Source organism: Rhizobium sp. SRDI943 (assembly GCF_057653695.1).
The window spans coordinates 537,920-555,874 of the sequence record NZ_CM172787.1 but is presented as its reverse complement, the minus strand read 5'-3'; the positions used below and the strand labels follow the sequence as shown (position 1 = coordinate 555,874).

At 61.0% G+C, this 17,955-nt stretch carries 21 protein-coding genes; 11 read left to right on the top strand and 10 right to left on the bottom strand.

From position 1 onward, the window contains the following. The first annotated feature begins 223 nt into the window (after window positions 1-223). Together groES and groL are read left to right on the top strand one after the other, a co-directional pair. Window positions 224-520 (top strand): co-chaperone GroES, encoded by a 297-nt coding sequence (groES, locus tag AC245Y_RS02740; RefSeq protein WP_003545797.1) that lies wholly within the window; start codon window positions 224-226, stop codon window positions 518-520. 72 nt (window positions 521-592) lie between these two features. Further along, entirely contained in the window at window positions 593-2,236 is a 1,644-nt protein-coding gene (gene groL, locus AC245Y_RS02735) for a chaperonin GroEL (protein WP_012756206.1), read from the top strand. Window positions 2,237-2,378: 142 nt separating this feature from the next. On the opposite strand, the gene AC245Y_RS02730 is transcribed toward groL, so the two are convergent. After that, window positions 2,379-2,711, bottom strand: coding sequence for a hypothetical protein (locus AC245Y_RS02730; protein ID WP_162770438.1), 333 nt, complete (start codon window positions 2,709-2,711; stop codon window positions 2,379-2,381). A 156-nt stretch (window positions 2,712-2,867) separates the two neighbouring features. Here AC245Y_RS02730 and AC245Y_RS02725 point away from each other — a divergent pair, with 156 nt between their 5' ends. Beyond that, window positions 2,868-3,314, top strand: coding sequence for a hypothetical protein (locus AC245Y_RS02725; RefSeq protein WP_017993062.1), 447 nt, complete (start codon window positions 2,868-2,870; stop codon window positions 3,312-3,314). 63 nt (window positions 3,315-3,377) lie between these two features. Here the strand turns inward: AC245Y_RS02725 and AC245Y_RS02720 are convergent, their stop codons facing one another. Continuing rightward, window positions 3,378-4,088 (bottom strand): glutathione binding-like protein, encoded by a 711-nt coding sequence (locus tag AC245Y_RS02720; RefSeq protein ID WP_012756204.1) that lies wholly within the window; start codon window positions 4,086-4,088, stop codon window positions 3,378-3,380. Window positions 4,089-4,402: 314 nt separating this feature from the next. Here AC245Y_RS02720 and AC245Y_RS02715 point away from each other — a divergent pair, with 314 nt between their 5' ends. After that, complete coding sequence (locus AC245Y_RS02715; RefSeq protein ID WP_017993060.1) at window positions 4,403-4,819, top strand: DoxX family protein; 417 nt, start codon at window positions 4,403-4,405, stop codon at window positions 4,817-4,819. 79 nt (window positions 4,820-4,898) lie between these two features. Here the strand turns inward: AC245Y_RS02715 and hisG are convergent, their stop codons facing one another. From hisG to hisS, 3 genes are read right to left on the bottom strand one after another with little or no spacing between them, the layout of a single operon-like run. After that, on the bottom strand, window positions 4,899-5,594 hold the full coding sequence (gene hisG / locus AC245Y_RS02710; protein ID WP_012756202.1) for an ATP phosphoribosyltransferase: 696 nt from the start codon (window positions 5,592-5,594) through the stop codon (window positions 4,899-4,901). Further along, window positions 5,591-6,712: an ATP phosphoribosyltransferase regulatory subunit gene (locus tag AC245Y_RS02705; RefSeq protein WP_017993059.1), complete on the bottom strand. Its 1,122-nt coding sequence runs from the start codon at window positions 6,710-6,712 to the stop codon at window positions 5,591-5,593. Before AC245Y_RS02705 ends, hisG begins: the two co-directional genes overlap by 4 nt. Window positions 6,713-6,754: 42 nt before the next feature. Further along, window positions 6,755-8,275 (bottom strand): histidine--tRNA ligase, encoded by a 1,521-nt coding sequence (hisS, locus tag AC245Y_RS02700; RefSeq protein ID WP_017993058.1) that lies wholly within the window; start codon window positions 8,273-8,275, stop codon window positions 6,755-6,757. 130 nt (window positions 8,276-8,405) lie between these two features. Here hisS and AC245Y_RS02695 point away from each other — a divergent pair, with 130 nt between their 5' ends. The 3 genes from AC245Y_RS02695 (at window position 8,406) to copM (ending at window position 10,025) form a co-directional block, all read left to right on the top strand. Next, window positions 8,406-9,167 (top strand): hypothetical protein, encoded by a 762-nt coding sequence (locus tag AC245Y_RS02695; protein WP_026157259.1) that lies wholly within the window; start codon window positions 8,406-8,408, stop codon window positions 9,165-9,167. 57 nt (window positions 9,168-9,224) lie between these two features. Beyond that, window positions 9,225-9,590, top strand: a complete 366-nt coding sequence (locus AC245Y_RS02690) for a hypothetical protein (protein WP_017993056.1) — start codon at window positions 9,225-9,227, stop codon at window positions 9,588-9,590. 75 nt (window positions 9,591-9,665) lie between these two features. After that, window positions 9,666-10,025: a CopM family metallochaperone gene (copM, locus tag AC245Y_RS02685; RefSeq protein WP_017993055.1), complete on the top strand. Its 360-nt coding sequence runs from the start codon at window positions 9,666-9,668 to the stop codon at window positions 10,023-10,025. 64 nt (window positions 10,026-10,089) lie between these two features. On the opposite strand, the gene AC245Y_RS02680 is transcribed toward copM, so the two are convergent. Continuing rightward, window positions 10,090-11,139 carry an aldo/keto reductase gene (locus AC245Y_RS02680; RefSeq protein WP_017993054.1) on the bottom strand — a complete coding sequence of 350 codons (1,050 nt, stop codon included), beginning with the start codon at window positions 11,137-11,139 and terminating at the stop codon, window positions 10,090-10,092. Window positions 11,140-11,377: 238 nt separating this feature from the next. On the opposite strand from AC245Y_RS02680, the gene AC245Y_RS02675 reads away from it, so the two are divergent. Then, the gene (locus tag AC245Y_RS02675) at window positions 11,378-12,082 is read left to right on the top strand and encodes an HAD family hydrolase (RefSeq protein WP_017993053.1); all 705 of its coding nucleotides are present in this window, start codon (window positions 11,378-11,380) and stop codon (window positions 12,080-12,082) included. Between the two features lie 19 nt (window positions 12,083-12,101). Here the strand turns inward: AC245Y_RS02675 and AC245Y_RS02670 are convergent, their stop codons facing one another. Together AC245Y_RS02670 and AC245Y_RS02665 are read right to left on the bottom strand one after the other, a co-directional pair. Beyond that, on the bottom strand, window positions 12,102-12,608 hold the full coding sequence (locus tag AC245Y_RS02670; RefSeq protein WP_017993052.1) for a hypothetical protein: 507 nt from the start codon (window positions 12,606-12,608) through the stop codon (window positions 12,102-12,104). Continuing rightward, on the bottom strand, window positions 12,605-13,234 hold the full coding sequence (locus tag AC245Y_RS02665; protein ID WP_012756193.1) for a DNA-3-methyladenine glycosylase I: 630 nt from the start codon (window positions 13,232-13,234) through the stop codon (window positions 12,605-12,607). The genes AC245Y_RS02670 and AC245Y_RS02665 overlap by 4 nt, the downstream gene beginning before the upstream one ends. Before the next feature lie 248 nt (window positions 13,235-13,482). Between AC245Y_RS02665 and AC245Y_RS02660 the strand changes: the two genes are divergently transcribed. From AC245Y_RS02660 to AC245Y_RS02650, 3 genes are all read left to right on the top strand, one after another. Next, on the top strand, window positions 13,483-14,232 hold the full coding sequence (locus AC245Y_RS02660) for a L,D-transpeptidase (RefSeq protein ID WP_017993051.1): 750 nt from the start codon (window positions 13,483-13,485) through the stop codon (window positions 14,230-14,232). Window positions 14,233-14,472: 240 nt separating this feature from the next. After that, the gene (locus AC245Y_RS02655; protein ID WP_017993050.1) at window positions 14,473-15,165 is read left to right on the top strand and encodes a L,D-transpeptidase; all 693 of its coding nucleotides are present in this window, start codon (window positions 14,473-14,475) and stop codon (window positions 15,163-15,165) included. 120 nt (window positions 15,166-15,285) lie between these two features. Beyond that, entirely contained in the window at window positions 15,286-15,960 is a 675-nt protein-coding gene (locus AC245Y_RS02650; RefSeq protein ID WP_017993049.1) for an outer membrane protein, read from the top strand. 19 nt (window positions 15,961-15,979) lie between these two features. Here AC245Y_RS02650 and AC245Y_RS02645 read toward each other — a convergent pair whose 3' ends face one another. Together AC245Y_RS02645 and glcF are read right to left on the bottom strand one after the other, a co-directional pair. Continuing rightward, a complete protein-coding gene (locus tag AC245Y_RS02645; protein ID WP_017993048.1) occupies window positions 15,980-16,420 on the bottom strand; it encodes a hypothetical protein in 441 nt (146 codons plus the stop codon). Between the two features lie 65 nt (window positions 16,421-16,485). Then, window positions 16,486-17,796: a glycolate oxidase subunit GlcF gene (glcF, locus tag AC245Y_RS02640; protein ID WP_017993047.1), complete on the bottom strand. Its 1,311-nt coding sequence runs from the start codon at window positions 17,794-17,796 to the stop codon at window positions 16,486-16,488. Window positions 17,797-17,955: the final 159 nt, after the last annotated feature.

The window sequence follows — 17,955 nt, the reverse complement described above, 5'->3', positions numbered from 1 at the left end:
ACGAGTTCGGCAAAGTTCAGCTGCGCCGAGGTTTTGGCCGCAATCTCCGACTATTCTCCGGCATCTTCACAATTCCGGCACAAAAATTCGTGATTGCTCTCATTGACTCCTCTCGGAGCCATCCCTAAATGCTCGTCGCTAGCACTCACCGCAAGGGAGTGCTAACATCTATCCATGTGGGCCAATCCGGTCCGCGAATGTCATTCGATCGAGGGATTAGACAATGGCAAGCACCAACTTCCGCCCCCTTCACGACCGCGTCGTTGTTCGCCGCGTTGAGTCCGAAGCCAAGACCAAGGGCGGCATCATCATTCCCGATACCGCCAAGGAAAAGCCGCAGGAAGGCGAAATCGTCGCCGTCGGCTCCGGCGCGCGCGATGAGTCCGGCAAGGTCGTCGCACTCGACGTCAAGGCTGGCGACCGCATCCTGTTCGGCAAGTGGTCCGGCACCGAAGTCAAGATCGACGGCGAAGACCTTCTGATCATGAAGGAAGCCGACATTATGGGCATCATCGGCTGATCGGCCGACCTGCTTTCCCGAAATGGCTGACGGGCTCTTTGCCCGAACAACTCGAATTCAGGAGTTAAGAATATGGCATCTAAAGAAATCAAGTTTGGCCGCACCGCGCGCGAAAAGATGCTGCGCGGCGTCGACATTCTCGCCGATGCAGTGAAGGTCACGCTCGGCCCGAAGGGCCGTAACGTCATCATCGACAAGTCCTTCGGCGCGCCGCGCATCACCAAGGACGGCGTTTCCGTCGCCAAGGAAATCGAACTCGAAGACAAGTTCGAAAACATGGGCGCCCAGATGGTCCGCGAAGTTGCTTCGAAGACCAACGACATCGCCGGCGACGGCACCACGACGGCTACCGTTCTTGCCCAGGCGATCGTTCGCGAAGGCAACAAGGCCGTTGCAGCCGGCATGAACCCGATGGACCTGAAGCGCGGCATCGACCTCGCTGTCGCCGACGTCGTGAAGGATCTCCAGGCCAAGGCCAAGAAGATCTCGACTTCGGAAGAAGTTGCACAGGTCGGCACGATTTCGGCCAATGGCGACAAGCAGGTCGGTCTCGACATTGCTGAAGCCATGCAGAAGGTCGGCAACGAAGGCGTCATCACGGTTGAAGAAGCCAAGACCGCCGAAACCGAACTCGAAGTCGTCGAAGGCATGCAGTTCGACCGCGGCTACCTCAGCCCCTACTTCGTGACCAATCCGGAAAAGATGATCGCCGACCTCGAAGACGTCTTCATTCTCCTTCACGAGAAGAAGCTCTCGAACCTGCAGTCGATGCTCCCGGTTCTCGAAGCCGTCGTTCAGACCGGCAAGCCGCTCCTCATCGTCGCTGAAGACGTCGAAGGCGAAGCCCTCGCTACGCTCGTCGTCAACAAGCTGCGCGGCGGCCTGAAGATTGCTGCCGTCAAGGCACCTGGCTTCGGCGATCGCCGCAAGGCCATGCTCGAAGACATCGCCATCCTGACGGGCGGCACTGTCATCTCCGAAGATCTCGGCATCAAGCTCGAATCCGTCACGCTCGACATGCTCGGCCGTGCCAAGAAGGTTTCGATCTCCAAGGAAAACACCACGATCGTCGACGGTTCGGGCGCTAAGACCGACATCGAAGGCCGTGTTGCCCAGATCAAGGCCCAGATCGAAGAAACCACCTCCGACTACGACCGCGAGAAGCTGCAGGAACGTCTTGCCAAGCTCGCTGGCGGCGTTGCCGTCATCCGCGTCGGCGGCTCGACGGAAGTCGAAGTGAAGGAAAAGAAGGACCGCATCGACGACGCGCTCAACGCGACCCGCGCTGCCGTTCAGGAAGGTATCGTCCCCGGCGGCGGTATCGCTCTGCTCCGCTCCTCCACGAAGATCACCGTCAAGGGTGCAAACGACGACCAGGAAGCCGGCATCAACATCGTTCGCCGCGCCCTGCAGTCGCTCGTTCGTCAGATCGCTGAAAACGCAGGCGACGAAGCCTCGATCGTTGTCGGCAAGGTCCTCGACAAGAACGAAGACAACTACGGCTACAACGCCCAGACGTCCGAATATGGCGACATGATCGCCATGGGTATCGTCGACCCGCTCAAGGTCGTTCGCACGGCGCTGCAGAACGCTGCTTCTGTCGCATCGCTGCTGATCACCACCGAAGCCATGATTGCCGAACTGCCGAAGAAAGAATCGGCTGGCGGCGGCATGCCGGGCGGAATGGGCGGAATGGGCGGAATGGACATGATGTGATAGGCGAAAGCCATCACTGACCACCATTCCGGCATCCGGAACAGGAAGGGCGGCCCTCGGGTCGCCCTTTTCTTTTGCCCAAAGCGATTCGACGTGCGGCACAGTGATTTGCATAGCCGACGAACGCCCGCCCGGCTCCCTCTTACAGGCCCCGGGCACGAAGCTTGCGCGAGGCTTGCGCTGCCTGCGTCTTTCTCAGCCCACCGACATGCGAGAGATCATTGAGTTGCGGCACGATTTCCGGCCTGACGCAGAGTGAAAACGTTTGCAACGCTCGCAAAGATGATCTTCCCATGCCAATTCTGGCGAAATAGGCCGAAGATGCGGGCACCCCCAGAATGAAGCCGATCCGAATACCCCTTAAAAAGCCGTTGCCGTTTGTCCAAAAGCCCCTATAAATCCGCGCTGCAATTAAAGTGCGCCCGGCGATAATTTTTCGCCAATAGACGAGGCCGGGGCGCGGAAGGCGATGCATGAACGTTCGGCTTCGAAGGGCTCCGGTTACGGAGGCCAGATGGCCGTGGCAATCATCGCCGGATGAAGCGCGGGCATCATGCCCGCTGCTGCGTGATCCTGTTTCTTTGTGTTTGCCGAGCGTGCGGCGGGAGCCGCATCCGAACGGGGGAACGCCTTGTTTAAGATCGCCAGAGCCAATGCAGCCGTACCTTTGACACCCGGCTCGTTTGATGACGCCAATCAAAATCACGAGATGTTGGCGCAGTTTTCCGTTTCCGAAGCTTGGACTGGAGATTTTTCGAGCGGCATGCTCCGTCTCGGCGAATGGAGCGCGATGCTGCACGGCCTTGCCGCACGGGAATGCGGACTGCTCAGCCTGATCCGCTGCTATGATGCCAAGGACCGCAGCCACATATTGGAGCTGTTCGAGCAGGCGGCGACGCTCTGCTCCTCCTTCTGTTTTTCGACGACGATCATCATGCCGAACGGCTTTCGCCAGCCGCTGTTCTGCATGGGCGAGTCCAACGGTCTCGAGCAGAAATACAGCGGCAGCATGGTCGGCGTCTTCGTCTTTCCGCGCTTCAAGCTGGAAGGCACAAAGCAGATCACAAGCCGGCGATAGGCCGGACATCAAGATAAAAGGCCGCCTCGAGGGCGGCCTTTCTACTTTGCAGCGATCCGTCCGTTACTCCGGCTTGACCGGTATGTTGAGTCCCCTGGCACTTGCCGGGCGGGCGATGCAGCGCTCCAGCCAATCCGAGACGGCGGGGAATTTTGCGTATTCGAGCACCTCGCGGCCGCCATAGAAAATATCGGCGCCGCGAACCCAGGTGAAGGTGGTGATGTCGGCGATCGTGTATTGATCGCCCATGATCCATTGACGACCCTTCAGTCGGTCATCGAGCACGCCGAGCAGCCGTTTGGATTCATCGCGATAACGCTCGACCGGATAGGAATTGTTGGCGACCTTGTCGGCGGCGAATTTATGGAAATGCCCGAACTGGCCGAACATCGGGCCGATACCCGCCATCTGGAAAAACACCCACTGGATGGTTTCGTAGCGACCGGCGGCATCAGCAGGGATGAGCTTGCCGGTTTTTTCGGCGAGATAAAGCAGGATCGCGCCGGACTCGAAAAGGCCGATCGGCTTCCCGTCCGGACCGTTCGGATCGATGATCGCCGGAATGCGGCCGTTCGGGTTGAGAGATTCGAATTCCGGCGACTTCTGATCGTTGGCGGCGAAGGAAATATAATGCGGCTCATAGGCGAGGCCGAGCTCTTCGAGGGCGACCGAGACCTTCACCCCATTCGGCGTCTGCAGGGAATAGAGCTGGATGATGTCGGGATTTTTTGCCGGCCAGCGCGTCGTGATCGGAAATGCGGAAAGATCTGCCATCGGAGTCTCCATGTTGGGCGCCGACCATAAGAGACCCGGCTTGGCAAAGGCAAGCGGGGGCAGCTAATGCATGTCGCCCAAAAGTGTGCTGCGGTTTTGGGCCAACGACATGCATGACCACAAAAGATCCAACCGCGTCGCATGAATCCGGTCGAACGCGACGCGCTTTGGAGATCGTTCCATATTAGTGAACGAAGTGTCCCCTTTCGTTTATCTTTCCACAACGCAAGAAAAGAGCGACATAGAGGCATCCGAGGTCGAACCGGTGCTGGGGCACCAAGATCTCCAAAGTCCTTGAAACGGAGACAACGTCCATGTCGAACAACGTCATCATCCTGATTGCCCGTATTCTTCTTTCCTTCATGTTCATCCTTTCCGGCTTCATGAAGCTCACCGATCCTGCCGGTACTGCGGGCATGATCGCCGGTGCCGGCCTGCCGGCAGCAACCCTGCTGGCCTATGTCGCAGGCCTTTTCGAACTGCTGGCCGGCCTTGCGGTTCTCACAGGCTTCCAGGTCCGCATTGCCGGCTGGCTGCTCGCCGCCTTCTGTGTCTTCACGGGCATTGCCTTCCACCTGCCCTACGCGAGTGGCACGGAACTCGTGAACATTCTCAACCAGATCATGGTCATGAAGAATATCACGCTGGCCGGCGCGTACATACTGCTCGCCACCGTCGGTGCCGGCGCCTACTCGCTCGACGCCCGGCGCGGCGCCTACGCAACCGCCTGACACCAGCAGACATCCTCCCGGACATACAAAACCCGCCGTCATCCGACGGCGGGTTTTTCTTTTGCCTTCATGACTGAGATCAGAGGGCGGCACGCACCGCATCGATGATCGCCTGCACAGCGGGTTCGCCGGCGTGGCTTTCCTTGCGGGCGCGCACGAGGCAGGCCTGCGAATGCAGGATGACGCCGTCCTGGAGCACCTTCAGATGGTTGGCGCGCAGCGTCGAGCCGGTGGAGGTGATATCGACGATGATATCGGCCGAGCCGGAGGCGGGAGCGCCCTCGGTGGCGCCCAGGCTTTCGACGATGCGATAAAGCTGGATGCCGTGCTGGCTCGAAAAGAACTGCTGGGTCAGCCGCCAGTATTTGGTGGCGATGGCAAGGCGCCTGGAGTGGCGGGCGCGAAAATCGGCCGCGACGTCGACGAGATCGGCCATGGTGTCGACATCGAGCCAGATCTCCGGCACGGCGACGACGACATCGGCGTGGCCGAAGCCGAGGCGGGCGCAGAATTCGACGCGCTTGTCGACCTCGGCAAAACCTTCCCGCATCAGATCCTCGCCGGTAACGCCGAAATCGACCGTGCCGTTGCCGATTTCGCGGGAGATTTCGGACGCCGAAAGGAAGGCGATTTCCACATCGTCCCAGCCTTCGACGCGGCCGCGATAGGAGCGATCGTTGCCAACAGCCGAGATCGTCATGCCGGCACGTTCGAAGATCGCCGAAGCGTCCTCCTTCATCCGGCCCTTGGAGGGAAGCGCGATGGTGATGGTCATGCGGCTGCCCTTTCGGTTTCGATGCGGTCGAGCCAGAAGGAGAAGCCGACGGCCGGAATACGGTCCGTCGCACCCAGGAAGGTCAGGAGCCGGTCGAAGCGGCCGCCGCCGGCGAGCACCGCGGTCGAGCCTTCCACCGTCACCTCGAAGACGAGGCCGGTGTAATAGTCGAGCGGCCGTCCGAAGGCGGCGCGGTAGTCGAGGCAGGAAAGATCGACGCCGGCATTGGAAAGTGCTGCAACGCGGCCATTGAAGCGGGCGAGCGCGTTGCCGAGTTTCAGGCCGGCAGCATCGGCAAAACCGGAAAGGGCTGCGGAAGCATTGATAAGCGGCACGTCGAGCGACAGGAACTCTTCCAAAACACGGAAGGCCGCATCGTCGAGGCGCGTTTCGGACAGGATGAGCTTTTCCTTGAGCCTTCGGGCGATCTCCAGGGCCGAGCGGCCGGCATTCGTCGAATAGCCGGTCTTCTGCATCTCCCGCTCGAGATAGGCGACCAGCGCCTGCTCGTCGTCTGATGCGACAAGCCTGGCAATATCGTCGTCCAGCCCGGTGACGAATTGCGGGCTGACGAGGCTGGCAAGCAGGGCTTCCAGCTGCGTCATATTGCCGAAGGCGTGGATCAGGCGCTTCTGCCAGCCGAGCGGCAGGCCGAGCGCCTGGACGACAGCCTCGAACACTGCCTGGTCGCCCAATGTCACGGCTAAGCGGCGGCCCGGCAGCAGGCGGGCGAGAATGCCGGTGGCATCGCCGATGGCGCGGGCGTCGGCGTTTGACAGGTCGATATCGCCAAGATCCTCGATGCCGGCCTGATAGAATTCATTGGCGCCGTCGCGGCGCTGGCGGAAAACCTCGCCGAGATAGGCATAACGCTTCGGCGTGCCGGTCGCCGTCTCGATGTGGCGCAGACAGACGGGGATGGTGAATTCGGGACGTAGGCAGAGGCTGGCGCCGGTTTCGCTCTCCGTCATGAAGATGCGGCGGCGCAGATCCTCGCCGGCGATATCAAGGAAAGGTTCGGCCGGCTGGATGACAGGCGTGTCGATGCGCTCGGCGTTGCGCTCGATGAATTCGGCAATGAGGTCGTTGGCGAATTCGGGGAGATTGATCAGGGGCATGCTGCGCTCCGTATAATAGGCGACGGGCGTGCCGGAAATGCCTCAGACATTCGCCGCTCGCTTCCGATCCTCGGCCTGCGCAGCAAGGATCTCCCTGACCTTGGCGATGATTTCGGCTTCCGGGACCGTCTCCTGCGCCACGCGCGCCTCGCGCCAGCTGGCATTGTCTTCAATCTCGCCGGAGAGCCGCTTGCCTTCGATCAAATCCTTGATCTGCACGACGCTTGTCGCGCGCTCGTCGCCGCCCTGGATGATGGCGACTGGGCAGCCGCGGCGATCGGCATATTTCAGCTGATTGCCGAACTTCTTCCAGTTGCCCTGGAACATCTCGGCGCGGATGCCGGCGGCGCGCAGTTCCTGCGTCATCTTCTGATAGCGGCCCATCGCCTCGACATCGCCGTCCATGACGGTCACCAGCACCGGCTCGATGACCTCACTGGCGCCGAGCTTGCCGAGGTTCTTCAGGGCTGTCATCAGCCTGGAGACGCCGATCGAAAAGCCGGTCGCCGGAACCGGCTGGCCCATGAAGCGGGAGACGAGGCCATCATAACGGCCGCCGCCGCCGACCGAACCGAAGACGACTTTTTCGCCCTTTTCATTGGTGACGTCGAAGGTCAGTTCGGCCTCATAGACCGGGCCGGTATAATACTCGAGGCCACGGACAACCGAGGGATCGATCTTGATGCGGTCAGGGCCATAGCCGGCGCTGGTAACCAGCGCACCGATGAAATTCAGCTCCTCGACGCCCTCGCCACCCCTGGCGGTTCCCGCAACCAGCTCGGCGAGGCGGGCAGCGCTTTCGGCATAGTCCGTGATGCCGACGAAGAACAGCACCTTGTCGATCTGCTCCTTGTCGAGACCAGCACCCTTGGTGAAGTCGCCGGATTCATCCTTGCGGCCGGGACCGAGCAGCAGGGCCACGCCCTCCGGGCCGAACTTGTCGAGCTTGTCGATGGCGCGCAGCACGTTGAGCCGCTGGCCGGCCTTGTCGTCGCCGCCGAGACCGATCGCTTCGAGCACGCCATCCAGAACCTTGCGGTTATTGACGCGAATGAGGTAATCGCCGCGCTTGATACCGAGGGCTTCCAGCGTATCGGCCATCATCATGCACATTTCGGCATCGGCCTGAACACCAGGCGCACCGACAGTATCGGCATCGAACTGCATGAACTGGCGGAAGCGGCCCGGGCCCGGCTTCTCGTTGCGGAAGACATAGCCGGCGCGATAGGTGCGATAAGGCAGCTGGATCTCGTTGAAATTCTCGGCGACATGACGGGCGAGCGGCGCCGTCAGGTCGTAGCGCAGCGACATCCACTGCTCGTCATCGTCCTGCAGCGAGAAGACGCCTTCGTTCGGCCGGTCGCTGTCGGGCAGAAACTTGCCGAGCGCATCGGTATATTCGAAAAGCGGCGTTTCGAGCGGATCGAAACCATAATGCTCATAGACTTCCCGGATCTTTGCCGTCATCTCGTTGACGGCGCGGATATCGCCAGCCGTCCGGTCGACGAAGCCGCGCGGCAGGCGGGCCTTGAGCTTTTGTGGTTTCTTCTGCTTGTCGTTCATTTCCGGGGATTCCACTGACTGTGACAGTGGCGGTTTCCTAGCGGATTGGGCGGGGAGCGGCAAGGGCGAAGGGCCTTGATCTCAAGACCGGAATCGATTGAACGAAGAGGCATCCATCAGAAATGCGGATATGTTCATGATCACTGATGCGCTTCTCTATGCCGCAACCTTGCCGCTGACCCGCAAGCCGCATCGAAAGTTCATCCGCTATTCCGTCAATCTCTGGTCGCGGGCCGGGCGCTGCGCGGCGGATTGGGCCGAACATGAGGAGATGAGCCGGAAGGCGATCCTGGCGGCGACGGCCGATCTCAGACAGAAGCGGACCGCCGTCGTCCTCGGCTCCGGCCTGTTGCGCGATGTACCGATCGAAGTGCTGGCGCGAGATTTCGACACCGTCGTCCTGGTCGATCTCGTTCATCTCGCCTCGGTGCGCCTGTGGCTGTCGGCCAAGTTCCATCGCAATGTCCAACTGATCGAGCGCGATCTTTCCGGCTACGACGACCTCGCCGCCGGCCGCGAGCCCGAACCGCTCGGCTTTTTGCGTGCTGTGCCCTATCTCGATTTGGTGGTATCCGCCAACCTGTTGTCGCAGATCGGCCGCGGTGTGAAACGGCGCCATGGGGCCGAGGCGGGGCGAATGCCTGAAGACACGGTGGAAAGGCTGATCGCGGCGCACCTGACCGGGCTTTCGGGGCTTCCCTGCCGCAACTGCCTGGTAACCGACATCGCCTATGCCGTCATCGACCGCAACGGCAAGACGCATGAAGAGGCCGACCTGCTGCATGGCGTTTTGCCGCCGCCGGCAAAAGCCGCCTGGACATGGCCGGTCGCGCCGCTCGGCGAAGAGAGCAAGGATTATAGGATCGAGCACAATGTCATGGCTGCTTGGTGACCAGGATGTGACCGCCGATTGCCTTGGCTTGTATCCAGCATTCGCCTATAAAACAGCATGCGCATGCTCGCCCTCATCACGATGTTTCTCGGCTGGCTGGTCTACAGCGCCATGTCCGCATGGGCCGGCTGCCCGACCTGTGCGTCGATGAATGCGCCGGTCGTCGTCGAAAACGGCATGCACCATCAGATGGCTGGCATGGATAGGCATGAGGCGGCTGATACGGCCGATCCGTTGAAAGACCCTTGCGCCACCGGCAACTCCGCGCATATGCCGCTTTGCGTCGCCTGTCTTTTGCTGCCAGCGACGGTGACGGTCATGGATGGCGGAAAGTCCATTTTCGGCTATCCCGCCCCGGCGCGTGCCCGCGCCCTGGACGACGACAAGCCGACGCCGCAGCCGCCCCCTCCCCGACTGTCCTGACACGACGACTATCCATGCCAATCGGGTGGCCCAGCCGCCCGGCAAACCTATTGTCAGACAGAGGAAGGAACTCTCATGTCTTTGAAAATCATCACCCTCACCGCAATGCTCGCCATCATTGCCGCTCCCGTCCTTGCCAAAGACAAGCCGATGGACATGAGCAAGCCGATGGGCAACCACGATGCGGCGAGCCAAGCCTTCAGCGAGGCGAACGCCAAGATGCACAAGGATATGATGATCGACTATAGCGGCGATGCCGATGCGGATTTCGTCCGCGGCATGATCCCGCATCATCAGGGTGCGATCGATATGGCCAGGATCGAGCTGCAATACGGAAAAGATCCCGATATCCGCAAACTCGCCGAAGCCGTCATCAGGGCGCAGGAAGCCGAAATCGCCGAGATGAACGCCTGGCTTAAGGCCCACGGCAAGTAGTCGATCGTTTAGGAAAAGGGGAACGCCGGATGTCCGGCGTTCCCCAAGACTTATGTTGGCGAGGTCAGTCCTTCGGCTCGAAATCGGCCGGGCGGCGGCCGGCGCCCTGTCGCGCCAGCATCCAGCCCGGATATTCGGGCGCAAGCGCGCTCACCTCGTCGAGCTTCTTGATATCCCCTTCATCGAGCTGCAGCTTGACGGCGGCAAGGTTCTGGTCGAGCTGATCGACACGCTTGGCGCCGATGATGACTGTCGTGACGAAGGGCTTGGCCAGGATATAGGCGAGCGCGACGGTGGCGACGCTGACGCCGTGCTTTTCGGCGACTTCGCGCATGACGGCGACACAGGCCCAGGCCTTGTCCTTGTCGACGGGCGGGAAATCGAAACTGGCGCGGCGGCCTTCACCATTGCCGGGCGCGCCGGGACCGTACTTGCCGGAGAGCAGACCGCCGGCGAGCGGGGACCAGACCATCAGGCCAAGCTTTTCCTCCTGCATCATCGGCACGATGTCGCGTTCGAGATCGCGGCCGGCGATGGAGTAATAGGCCTGCACGGTTTCGAAACGGGCAAAGCCGCGGCGCTCCGACAGGCCGAGTGCCTTGGAAATGCGCCAGGCCTGCCAGTTGGAGACGCCGATGTAGCGCACGAGACCACGGGACACGAGATCGTCGAAAGCGCGTAGCGTCTCCTCGATCGGCGTCACCGTATCGGTCGCATGGATCTGATAGAGATCGATATGATCGGTCTGCAGCCGCTTGAGGCTCGCCTCGACCGAGTCCATGATGTGACCGCGCGAGGCGCCGCGGTCGTTCGGCTTGTCGCCCATGACGCCGTAGACCTTGGTGGCGATGACGACGTCCTTGCGTTGGATGTCGAGGTTCTTCAGCGCCTGGCCGAGCAACCTTTCGGACTCGCCGGTCGAATAGACGTCGGCCGTGTCGATGAAATTGACGCCTGATGCAAGCGAACGCTCGACGATCCGGTCGGCGGCATTCTGGTCGACGTCGGCGATGGCGCCCCAGGCAGTGCCTTGCTTGGCTTCGCCGAAGGTCATCGTGCCCAGGCAGATTTCCGAGACGAAAAGTCCGGTATTTCCGAGTTGATTGTAACGCATGGTCGAAAAATTCCTTGGTGTCTGCCGCAAGAGGGGCTTGCGAACTACTGAACTTCATTTTTTGATTATTGGCCCTGCATATGACAGGCACAGCCGTGGCTGGCTGCAATGTGAGGCGATTTTCATGTAGTGCGGCGTCGGCGCTTTTCAACGCCGTAGCTTGGCTCTGCGGAGGCTATGCCCTTGTCTCGACACAGGCCGCCGATAGATTGCCGGCCATATTTTAAGAGGTGCGCATATGACGACGCGACCACTGACCACGATCGGCTTCGATGCCGACGATACACTCTGGCAGAACGAACAATATTACCGGCTGACGGAAGCCCATTTCACCGGGCTTCTTGCCGATTTCGCCGAAGGACCGAAGATTTCCGAACGGCTGCTGGAGGCCGAAAAACGCAACCTTCGCCATTACGGCTTCGGCATCAAGGGTTTCACGCTGTCGATGATCGAGACGGCGATCGAGATCACCGAGGGCAAGATTCCGGCCGGCGTGATCGCCAAGATCCTCGATACCGGCCGCGAGCTCCTCTCTCATCCTGTCGAGACCATGCCGCATGTGCGCGACACGCTGGAGGCGCTTGCCGGCAAATACCTGCTTGTCATGATCACCAAGGGCGATCTCTTCGATCAGGAGCGCAAGCTCGCCCAATCGGGGCTCGGCGACTTCTTCGATGCCGTCGAGATCGTCTCCGACAAGACGGCGGTCACCTATCGCCGCATCTTCGCCAAGGTCGGCGACGGGCCGGAGCGGGCAATGATGGTCGGCAATTCGCTGAAATCGGACATCGTGCCGGCGATCGCCGCCGGCAGCTACGGCGTCTTCGTGCCACACGAACTGACCTGGGTGCTGGAACATGTGGACGAGCCGAAAGAGGCGCCGCGTTTCCGCAAGATCGACCACCTCGGCGAATTGCGCGACCTGATCGCCCGGCTCGGCTAAGCCGGGCGCCACCTCTGCCTCATTGCGGCTTGGGCGGGGCCTTCGGGAACAGCGAGGGGCGCTCCGGCTCGGCCGGCGGTTTCGGCTGCTGCGGGGCAGCCGCCAACGGCTCGATCAGGATGCTGAAGGGAGCGCCGAGGCCGCGGCGCGGCGAGACCTTGGAATAATAGGGGCGCAGCAGCCAGGTGGCGTTTTCCTTGATCGTCGTCTCGAAGCTCATGCCGTCCTCGTCGGTGCCGAAGAAGGCCTCGTCATCGGGTTTCGACAGGTCGAAAATCGCCAAGAAGGCAAATTTGCTTTTGGTCGAAAAGCTGATCTTCATATGCTGACCGGCGAGCACCGGCAGCGTATAGACATGGCCATTGCCGAACTTCGTCCAGCCCTTCAACTGCATGGTGACGGCCGGGAATTGCAGCTTCTCCAGCTTCTCACCGGGATCGAGCTGCGGCGTCTGCGCCATGGCGGAGACGGTCAGGAGGAAAAGGGCAGCGGCGGCGATCAGTGTTCTCACGGGATGATCTTTCATGGGCGAACCAGAGCAGTGCGCATCGCCTCGACCTCGGGCCGGCAGAAGCAGCCTTCCAGATGATCGTTGACGAGACCCATCGCCTGCATGAAAGCATAAACTGTGGTCGGGCCGACAAAGGTCCAGCCGCGTTTCTTCAAATCCTTCGAAATGACCACCGATGTCGGCGTCGTCGGATTGGCGACGATGTGCTCGCGGTCGACCACCGCCGGCCGCTCGTTATGGCCGGGCTCGTAGCGCCAGAAATAATGGGCGAGCGAGCCGAATTCGCCGCGGAGTTCGATGGCGCGCTTGGCATTGTTGATGGTCGAGACGATCTTGCCGCGATGGCGGATGATGCCGGCATCGCCAAGGCAGCGAGCGACATCCTCTTCGCCGAAAAGGGCGACCTTGTCGAAATCGAAACCTGAAAAGGCGGCGCGGAAATTCTCGCGTTTGCGCAGGATCGTCAGCCAGGAAAGGCCCGACTGGAAGCCTTCGAGGCAGATCTTCTCGAAGAGGCGGATATCATCGGTGACAGGACGGCCCCATTCCTCGTCATGATAGCGGAGATAGTCGGGCAGATTGGCGTGCCAGTGGCAGCGGCTCCTGCCGTCCTCGCCGATGATGATGCCTGTCGCGCTCATGATCCTTCATTCTGCGGGGATCCGCTTCGTTCTCTGCTCATGATTCCGGCTTTACCATTTGCAAACCGTCTTTCCAAACCGAACGGTAACCCTGACGAAAAGTTTATCCGATCGGTCGGCTTTTCGTGAATCGATCTTTACCATTCGCTGGCGGATTGGGTGGCAGCGTCTTTCCCGGGTGGGACATCTCCGCCCGGGCGGACATGTCCCGCCAGCCCATTTTCGGTCATTTGTAGAGAGTTCGTCCGATGATGAAACAGCTTGTTCTTGCCGCAGCCCTTTTCGGCATTTTCTCCACGGCCGCCACTGCAGACGACCGCTACGCCACCCGCCCGCCCGTTGTGCTCAGCCCCGATCTGACCGCACCCTGGATCAACCAACTGGGCGGCGGCAGGGTTCGTCCCGTCGTCTATCAGCGACCGGTCGTCCAGCCGCAGCAGCGCGGCCTTTTCCAGCGCCGGATCATCCGTCGGGCGCCGCAGGTGTCACCGCAGACCGTTTCGGCGATCAATCCCGGCATCCCGTCGATCCGTCGTCCGATCGAACCACAATACCTGCCGCAGATGGTCGATTACGACACCACGGAAAAGCCCGGCACGATCGTCATCGATACCAACAACCGCTTCCTCTATCTGGTGATGCAAGGCGGCAAGGCGCGGCGCTACGGCGTCGGCGTCGGCAAGCCGGGCTTCGAATGGGCCGGCGCCCACAAAATCACCCGCAAGACCGAATGGCCGGATTGGACGCCGCCTTCCGAGATGATCAGCCGCGAAGCCGCCAAGGGCCATTACCTGCCGGCGCGCATGGACGGCGGGGCGGAAAACCCGCTTGGCGCCCGCGCCATGTATCTCGGCTCGACGCTTTACCGCATCCACGGCACCAACGCCCCCTGGTCGATCGGCAGCGCCGTCTCCTCCGGCTGCATCCGCCTGCGCAACGAAGACGTCGTCGACCTCTACGACCGCGTCAATGTCGGAACCCGCGTCATCGTCATGTAAAGGCGGCGCAATACTTACAGCGCCACGCGTCTTTTCGAGAGCCGCAAAGGGCGCTGTAATCCTTTAAATTGCTGCATAATTTTTCCTTAAGTCGAGTCCGATTTGAGGATAAATTATGCAGTGGGAGCCGCAAGAACATCCGGCTCTCCTTCTCCAAAAATGCTTTATCCGGCCACACCGATCTTGAATCAGGCAGAAGTTCATGTAGCTTCGAGCGGATTTGCTTGAGGGGAATCGATCATGATCAAACTAATGCCGGGTCTGGCTGCTGCCGGACTTGTCCTGTCCTTGATGTCTACATCCGCCTTTGCTGCACCTGCGGGCTCCGCGCCCGACAACGCACGGGCACCGGCACAGATCGTGCGCGTGGCGCAGATGCCGAAATACGTGAAGCCGCAGTTCAAGCGCAAGAAAGTGCGCCTGGTAACGACGGAAGCCGCCGGCACCGTCATCATCGATACCAACAACAAATATCTCTACCTCGTCGAAGGCAACAATCGCGCCACACGCTACGGCATTGGCGTCGGCCGCGACGGCTTCGGCTGGTCGGGGGTCGTCAAGATCGGCCGCAAGGCCGAATGGCCGAGCTGGACGCCGCCGGCCGAGATGCGCCGCCGCGAAGCCGCCAAGGGACATATCATTCCTGCTTTCCAGGAAGGCGGAGAGGACAATCCGCTCGGCGCCCGCGCCATGTATCTCTACCAAGGCGGCCGCGACACGATCTTCCGCATCCACGGCACCAATCAGCCCTGGACGATCGGCCTCAACATGTCTTCCGGCTGCATCCGGATGATGAATGAGGATGTGTCGCATCTATACGATCGCGCGCCCGTCGGCACCAAGGTGATCGTCATCGGCCCCGGCAACAGGCAGGGCAAGGTGGCATTCGAGGACAGGGGCATCGACGTGCTGCGTACGATGTTCGGCGGCTGAGCAACACTTAGCAAAAAAACGAAAGGCGCAGTCTGATGCGCCTTTCGTTTTGCTTAGACTTTGCGGCCAAAAGCTGGCACACGTGCCTAAGAGTCGACATATTTATTTCGGGGCTATTCAATGACATCTGCGCTGCGTTCTTCCGCTTCCCTGCTTGCGGGCATCGCGTTTTTGACAATCTGTTCAGCAGTTTCCGCCTCGGCGGAAGACCTGCAATTCTCTATCTACGGCGGCTACCAGACCGCGCCGCACAGCGGCGTCGATCTTTCCGACGGCACGCACTTCACCGCCGGCTGGGAAGGCAAGTCCTTCGGCAGCCCGCCTTATTACGGCGGTCGCGTCACCTGGTGGCTCGAGAACTTCAACAAGCCGAACTGGGGTATTTCGCTCGATTATACCCATGACAAGGTCTACGCCGACGACGATACGCTGGCAAAGGCCGGCTGGTCGCATTTCGAATTCACCGACGGCCTGAACCTCCTCACGGTGAACGGTCTCTACCGTTTCCAGGATCCGACCCGCCGCTGGACCCCCTATCTCGGCGCCGGTATCGGCGTGAACATTCCGCATGTCGAAGTGATTCGTCCCGAGGGCAAGACCTGGGCTTATGAATTCGGCGGCGTGACGCTACAGGCCCAGGCCGGCGTCGACTTCAAGGTGACCGAGCGCTGGTCGACCTTCGTCGAATACAAGGGCACCTATTCGCGCATCGACGTTCCGATCGACAGCGGCGTGGATCTGAAGACCAACATCTTCACGAATGCCGTCAACGTCGGCGTATCGTTCCACTGGTAAATAAATTTCGGCTGCGGTGCTATTTGGTGCCGCAGCTGACCTTGCCCTCGACGGAATAGGGTTTTTCACCGCCTTCGATCGTCAGGGAATAGCTGCCGCTGAAATTTGCCGCCGGCTTGCCGCGTTCGCCAGCGACAACCACCAGATCCAGCGTTGCGCCGTTAGTGTCATCTTCGCCGCCGTCGAAGACTTCCATGAGCAGTTCGCCGTTACGCGACCAATGGTTGGTCAGGTGCTGCGATTCGAAAACGCGCTTTCCGAACACGGCCTCTTGGGCCGGATCCTTGACGATCAGCGCGCCGCGGAAATGGTTGAGCTTGTGGCCGGCAGCGCTTTCGAAACCGCTTTCGAGCGTGAAGCGCGCTTCCTTGTCATCGGCGGAACAGAAATAACGGCTATTTGCATGGGCGGTGCCTGCCGCACCGAGCAGTCCCGCAAATACGATCATTCCACGCCACATCGCCTAACCTCCCGAGACAGCGTGCTTTGCGGCTCTCGAAAAGATGCGCGGCGCTGTCATAGGTCTCAGCCTAACGGCAAACCTGTTAATTTTTCCGGCACAGCGCCGCCATAGGCCCAATCCAGAAGCTCGACCGTATGCAGGATCGGCATGCCGGTGCCGGTGGCAATCTGGGTGATGCAGCCGATATTGCCGGTGGCGATGATATCGGCCTTGGTCGCCTCGAGGTTCTTGACCTTGCGCGCCTTCAGCACGGCCGAGATCTCCGGCTGCATGATGTTGTAGGTGCCGGCGGAGCCGCAGCAAAGATGGCCTTCCGCCGGATCGCGCACAGTAAAGCCCGCCGCTTTCAATAATTGCTTCGGCGCGAGCGTGATTCGCTGGCCGTGCTGCATGGAACAGGCGGAATGATATGCGACGGTGATACCCTTCGGCATGTGTGCCGGCAGGTCGAGGGTTGCGAGATATTCGGTGACGTCCTTGGCCAGCGCCGAGACCCTGGCCGCCTTTGCGGCATAGGCGGGATCGAGGCGCAGCATGTGGCCGTAATCCTTGATCGTCGTGCCGCAGCCCGAAGCGGTGATGATGATCGCATCGAGGCCCTGCCCGTCGATCTCGCGCGTCCAGATATCGACATTGGCGCGGGCGCTTTCGAGCGCCTGTTCGGCGCGGCCCATGTGATGGACCAGCGAGCCGCAGCAGACCTCCCCTTCCGGCAGCACGACCTCGACGCCGAGCCGCGTCAACAGCCGGATCGCCGCCGCGTTGATGCCGGGATCGAGCACCGGCTGGGCGCAGCCGGAAAGGATCGCCACCCGGCCGCGCCGTTCCGTCTCGGGCCGATACGTGCCAGGCTTTGCGAAGTCCGAAGCGGCCGGGATCCGCCGCGGCGCAAGCGCCAGCATGGCGGCGAAGGGTTTCAGCGCGCCACCCCGCATCAGACCGGCGAAGGGCCGGCCGAGACGAGCGAGATTGAGCGCTAGGCGGAAACGGCCGGGATAGGGCAGCACAGCGGCAAGGATGGCGCGCGTCAGCCGGTTCATGAACGGGCGTTTGTAAGTCTTTTCGATATGGGCGCGGGCGTGATCGACCAGATGCATGTAATCGACGCCGGAGGGACAGGTGGTGACGCAGGCAAGGCAGGAGAGACAGCGGTCGATATGGGTCACGACCTCTGCATCGGCGGGCCGGCCGTTTTCCAGCATGTCCTTGATCAGGTAGATGCGGCCGCGCGGGCTGTCGAGCTCGTTGCCGAGCGTCACATAGGTCGGACAGGTGGCGGTGCAGAAGCCGCAGTGAACGCATTTGCGCAGAATCTGCTCGGATTCGGCGACATCAGGGTCGAGGAGCTGGGTCAGGGTGAAATTGGTTTGCATCTAGCGGGACCTCCGCTTTGGGAGAAGCTCGGGCGTATTGTTTGGGATACCCCCCTCTGTCCTGCCGGACATCTCCCCCACCAGGAGGGAGATCGATATGCCGCAACGGCTTCCCATCTCGCAACGCTCAGGTTTACCATCGCGATAAGTCGAAATGAG

Coding starts and splice junctions, on each gene's coding strand:
- AC245Y_RS02655 (WP_017993050.1), top strand. CDS start 14,473: ATGATCAAACTAATGCCGGGTCTGGCTGCTGCCGGACTTGTCCTGTCC.
- AC245Y_RS02715 (WP_017993060.1), top strand. CDS start 4,403: ATGTCGAACAACGTCATCATCCTGATTGCCCGTATTCTTCTTTCCTTC.
- AC245Y_RS02660 (WP_017993051.1), top strand. CDS start 13,483: ATGATGAAACAGCTTGTTCTTGCCGCAGCCCTTTTCGGCATTTTCTCC.
- AC245Y_RS02675 (WP_017993053.1), top strand. CDS start 11,378: ATGACGACGCGACCACTGACCACGATCGGCTTCGATGCCGACGATACA.
- groL (WP_012756206.1), top strand. CDS start 593: ATGGCATCTAAAGAAATCAAGTTTGGCCGCACCGCGCGCGAAAAGATG.
- AC245Y_RS02720 (WP_012756204.1), bottom strand. CDS start 4,088: ATGGCAGATCTTTCCGCATTTCCGATCACGACGCGCTGGCCGGCAAAA.
- hisG (WP_012756202.1), bottom strand. CDS start 5,594: ATGACCATCACCATCGCGCTTCCCTCCAAGGGCCGGATGAAGGAGGAC.
- glcF (WP_017993047.1), bottom strand. CDS start 17,796: ATGCAAACCAATTTCACCCTGACCCAGCTCCTCGACCCTGATGTCGCC.
- copM (WP_017993055.1), top strand. CDS start 9,666: ATGTCTTTGAAAATCATCACCCTCACCGCAATGCTCGCCATCATTGCC.
- AC245Y_RS02680 (WP_017993054.1), bottom strand. CDS start 11,139: ATGCGTTACAATCAACTCGGAAATACCGGACTTTTCGTCTCGGAAATC.
- AC245Y_RS02645 (WP_017993048.1), bottom strand. CDS start 16,420: ATGTGGCGTGGAATGATCGTATTTGCGGGACTGCTCGGTGCGGCAGGC.
- AC245Y_RS02665 (WP_012756193.1), bottom strand. CDS start 13,234: ATGAGCGCGACAGGCATCATCATCGGCGAGGACGGCAGGAGCCGCTGC.
- AC245Y_RS02670 (WP_017993052.1), bottom strand. CDS start 12,608: ATGAAAGATCATCCCGTGAGAACACTGATCGCCGCCGCTGCCCTTTTC.
- AC245Y_RS02705 (WP_017993059.1), bottom strand. CDS start 6,712: ATGCCCCTGATCAATCTCCCCGAATTCGCCAACGACCTCATTGCCGAA.
- groES (WP_003545797.1), top strand. CDS start 224: ATGGCAAGCACCAACTTCCGCCCCCTTCACGACCGCGTCGTTGTTCGC.
- AC245Y_RS02695 (WP_026157259.1), top strand. CDS start 8,406: ATGTTCATGATCACTGATGCGCTTCTCTATGCCGCAACCTTGCCGCTG.
- AC245Y_RS02690 (WP_017993056.1), top strand. CDS start 9,225: ATGCGCATGCTCGCCCTCATCACGATGTTTCTCGGCTGGCTGGTCTAC.
- AC245Y_RS02730 (WP_162770438.1), bottom strand. CDS start 2,711: ATGCATCGCCTTCCGCGCCCCGGCCTCGTCTATTGGCGAAAAATTATC.
- hisS (WP_017993058.1), bottom strand. CDS start 8,275: ATGAACGACAAGCAGAAGAAACCACAAAAGCTCAAGGCCCGCCTGCCG.
- AC245Y_RS02650 (WP_017993049.1), top strand. CDS start 15,286: ATGACATCTGCGCTGCGTTCTTCCGCTTCCCTGCTTGCGGGCATCGCG.